Below are 3,956 nucleotides of genomic sequence, written 5' to 3' on the forward strand. Positions count from 1 at the left end.
GCAAACCCTTCAGCTTCATGCTCTATGAAGCTCTGACCGGCACCGATATCGCGTCTAAGGTCAACGATTTGATAAATCGGAACGGGTCTAGCGAAGCCTTTAACGGTAATCTCTCCCTTATCACGACACATAACCTTATCTTTTATCAGAGAGAAAGTTTCGTAAGAAACCAGGATTTCGCCTGGCTCTGATAGTGCTTCCAAGCGAGAAGCCAAGTTAACTTCCTTGCCGATAATGGTGTAGTCCATGCGGTTTTCAGCGCCAAAATTTCCTACAGTGCTGAAGCCCGTACTGATCCCAATCCGAATTTGCAGTGGCGTCTTGATTCCTTGGCTCTTCCACTTTTGACGCAGTATCTTCATGTGCTTACGCATCTCAATTGCCATGGAAACACAAGCCATCGTATCTTCTTTAGCGCCACGACTGGTTGGGTCACCAAAGAAAATCATAATACTGTCGCCAATAAACTTATCGATTGTGCCGCCGTATTTTAAGGCGATTTGCGACATTTCGTTGAAGTAGTTGTTCAGCAGCTCGGTCAAACCTTCGGGTTCCATTTCTTCCGACAGCTCTGTAAAACCTTTGATGTCAGAGAAGAAGATAGATAGACGCTTGCGCTGTGTTTCCAGGCGCACGTCACGTTCGCCGGTAAAAATTGACTGCCAGACTTGTGGAGATAGGTATTTAGCAAGCTTGTGAGAAAGCGATATAGACTGCTCTCTTTGTGTCTGAATCTGGTGCTTGGCCTTATGTAAGGCTTCGGCTTGTTGGTGGGTATAGTAAGCAGTAACCGAGACATAGACTGTAGCGCTAATACCGGCCACTAGATCGACAATCATTGGTGCGTGAGGCGCGAAGTCAAGGCCGAATATCATGGAGGAAATAATGGTGGAGGTAAGTAAGATTAGGTTGCCTTTGAGCCAGGTCGACATACCTCCAACGACGATGAAGCTAAAACTCGCCATGAGAATATTGAATATGGTTGCCGTCGGGCTGAAGTCAATTAGTACAATAATGACACCGACCAAAGCGCCATCTATTAGTAGTGTGTTCTCACGTGCTGCAGCGCTTTGCTCTAGCTTTAAATGTCTAATAACAAAGTAAAGAAGGTGTGGCCATAACATGGCCGCAGGAATAAACCAGATCAAGTAGTCGTGGAAATGTCCTTCAAGAACACCGACCGCCATCGTGATACTAGACGTCAAATAAGCCAAAACCCTGCCGTTGTATGCGGGCATGACTGACGGTGGCGTATCTATTTTGTCGGTGGAGTGTTGTGTCGCCTTATTCTGTGTTGACGATTTTTTATTAGATATTTTCAATGGGATCATTTTTTCATACATCTCTGATAAGCAGCAAAGGTTATCAGTTCCCTTATATATAGACAAATTTTGCTTACACTGTTTTAATTTCGTTCTTGGGAAATAGCGCTTGCACTAAGGTTTCGTGATCTAAATGTGGTTATATCATTATGTTCACCTGAAAAGAATAGTGCAGGTTAGGTAGCTTATATTAAAGCAGGAGATACGCGGGTATGAATGAGCATAAAACAATTGATGAGGCGGGCTCTCATGCGGTGTTGGAAATATTGAAGTCCAGGGTTTCTCATCCTCGCTTGAGTGCTCCTGCCCCAAGCCCTGATCAAATGGAAACTGTTTTTCAAGCAGCGCTTAGGACGCCTGACCATAAATGCTTAAAGCCATGGCGATTTCTTGTGATCGAAGGGGACTCGTTACATCGTCTGGGTGATTTGTTTTGTCAGGCTGCTGAAGCGAATGAGGGAAAGCTTAGTGAAGCGCAAGAAAATAAATACCGCTCAATGCCGCTTCGGGCACCCAAGATCATCGTTGCTGTGTCCAAAAACATCGAACACCCTAAAGTACCTTTCGAAGAGCAGGTTGTGTCCTGCGGCGTTGCGGTGGGTTATATGTTGTTAGCGCTTCAGGCGCAGGGCTTTGGTGGTATTTGGCGTACCGGAGAAATGGCATTGAATGGCGACGTGAAGCAAGGCCTGGGTTTATCGCTCGAGGAGTCTATCGTGGGCTTCTTATATATTGGTACACCGCTTGCCGAAGCCAAAAAGTTAGCGCCTGTTGCTAGTAAGGATTACTTTGTCCCATGGTAGTGCTAGGCGATTTTCCTCTGACTATAAATTGGGTCAACCCAGGTGATATCTTCGCTTGTTCCCTCAAAAAACGGCAAATCTAAAAGGATAGGAATTGCCGATCTAAAAAACTCCATAAAACCATAAGTATTTGATTTTTAAGTATTAAAAAAATATTTATTGGTTGGCATCGCAATTGCTTTATCTAATCGTAGAAACTTTATGATGAAGCAAGTGGGAGTATCGATGTCGATTTCATTCAGCAATGCATTAGGAATTCACGAACAAGCGCTGGAGTTACGTGTTAACCGTGCTGAGGTGTTGGCTAATAACTTGGCTAATGCAGATACACCCGGATTTAAGGCAAGAGATATAGACTTCAAAGCGGTCCTGGGTAATGAAATGGCTAGCCAGGGAGGCGCAAAGTCTCTCGAGATGGCGACCACGAACGGACAGCACTTGCCTCATGCTAACTCGAGCGGAAGCAATGAGTTGCTTTATCGAACGCCCAGCCAGCCATCTGTTGACGGTAATACCGTTGATACCCAAGAAGAAATGGCAGAGTTTATGAAGAATACCTTGCAATACCAATCCAGCTTCCAGTTTTTGAATGGCAAGTTCAAGTCACTAACCAATGCGATTCGGGGTGAATAAATATGTCTCTTAGTCAGATTTTTGATATTGCCGGATCCGGCATGGCTGCTCAATCTATTCGCTTGAATACCACTGCTAGTAATATTGCTAATGCAGACAGTGCGGCAAGTAGTATTGATGAAGTATATCGCGCCCGAAAGCCCATCTTTTCGGCTGTCCAAGAAGATGCCATGCGCCAGGCAGTTGGTGGGGATTTCTTACAGCAGACGCCTGAGTCGGTAGGTGTTGAAGTAAAAGGGATTGTTGAAAGTGATGCACCTTTGGATATGCGTTACCAGCCTGACCACCCGTTGGCTGATGAGCAGGGATATGTGATGTACCCGAATGTAAATGTCGTTGAAGAGATGGCTGACATGCTTTCTGCTTCTCGAAGCTTTCAAACCAATATTGATGTAATGGATGCGGCAAAAACAATGATGCAGCGTTTGTTAACGCTAGGTCAGTAAGGGGCTAAATCTTATGACAGATATAAATACAACGGTGTCTTCTGCTGATGCTTTATCAGACTACCGCTATGAACCGACGACCAAAACACAAGGTTCGTCTGATCTAGGTCAGAATGAGTTTATGGAGTTGATGATTGCCCAGATGGAGAATCAAAGCCCGCTGGACCCTCAAGATAATGGTGAGTTCATTTCTCAGTTAGCAGAGTTTAGCTCTCTTGAAGAAATGCAGAAACTAAGTTCGCAAGTAGAAAGTTTTGCAACCCAGTATCAGTCTAGTCAGGCTTTGCAGGCTTCTGCAATGGTTGGGCGAACGGTTTTGGTGCCAGGTACTGAAGCTCCCATGGCGGCAGACGGAACAATTAGTGGATTGGTTGATCTTGAAGCCAGTACAGGTTCATTAAAGGTAAGTATCTTTAACGGTTCTGGTGAGTTGGTTAATCAGGTGGATATGGGGCAACAACTTGCCGGTTCTGTACCATTCTCGTGGGATGGAACAAATAGCAAGGGGGAGCAGATGCCCTATGACAATTACACGATCGCTGCTGAATCGAATCAAGGAGGAGATGTAAGTCAAATTACGACCTTGCTTTCCGCCAATGTGAGTAGCGTATCGATCGGGACTGGTGGTGCCATTTCGCTTAACTTAGCCGGTATGGGCGCTATTCCTTTAGAAGATGTTAGAGAGATTAACTAGGCATGAGTATGTGTCTGGCGTGCGAAATAATTGTAATCATTACGACAAAAAGAATCAG

The 3,956-nt window shown here is 45.0% G+C and carries 5 protein-coding genes; 4 read left to right on the top strand and 1 reads right to left on the bottom strand.

Going from position 1 to position 3,956, the window contains the following annotated elements:
- Positions 1–1,331, bottom strand: a 1,331-nt coding sequence (locus tag A3761_RS17350) for an adenylate/guanylate cyclase domain-containing protein (RefSeq protein ID WP_231881250.1), incomplete at its 3' end; no start/stop codon positions are given.
- A gap of 203 nt (positions 1,332–1,534) precedes the next feature.
- Here A3761_RS17350 and A3761_RS17355 point away from each other — a divergent pair.
- The 4 genes from A3761_RS17355 (at position 1,535) to A3761_RS17370 (ending at position 3,898) form a co-directional block, all read left to right on the top strand.
- Positions 1,535–2,125 carry a nitroreductase family protein gene (locus tag A3761_RS17355; protein WP_068508969.1) on the top strand — a complete coding sequence of 197 codons (591 nt, stop codon included), beginning with the start codon at positions 1,535–1,537 and terminating at the stop codon, positions 2,123–2,125.
- A gap of 225 nt (positions 2,126–2,350) precedes the next feature.
- On the top strand, positions 2,351–2,758 hold the full coding sequence (flgB, locus tag A3761_RS17360) for a flagellar basal body rod protein FlgB (protein WP_068508978.1): 408 nt from the start codon (positions 2,351–2,353) through the stop codon (positions 2,756–2,758).
- Positions 2,759–2,760: 2 nt separating this feature from the next.
- Positions 2,761–3,204, top strand: coding sequence for a flagellar basal body rod protein FlgC (gene flgC / locus A3761_RS17365; protein ID WP_068508971.1), 444 nt, complete (start codon positions 2,761–2,763; stop codon positions 3,202–3,204).
- Positions 3,205–3,217: 13 nt separating this feature from the next.
- Positions 3,218–3,898, top strand: coding sequence for a flagellar hook assembly protein FlgD (locus tag A3761_RS17370; protein WP_068508973.1), 681 nt, complete (start codon positions 3,218–3,220; stop codon positions 3,896–3,898).
- Positions 3,899–3,956 lie beyond the last annotated feature (58 nt).

This window comes from Oleiphilus sp. HI0123 (assembly GCF_001635315.1).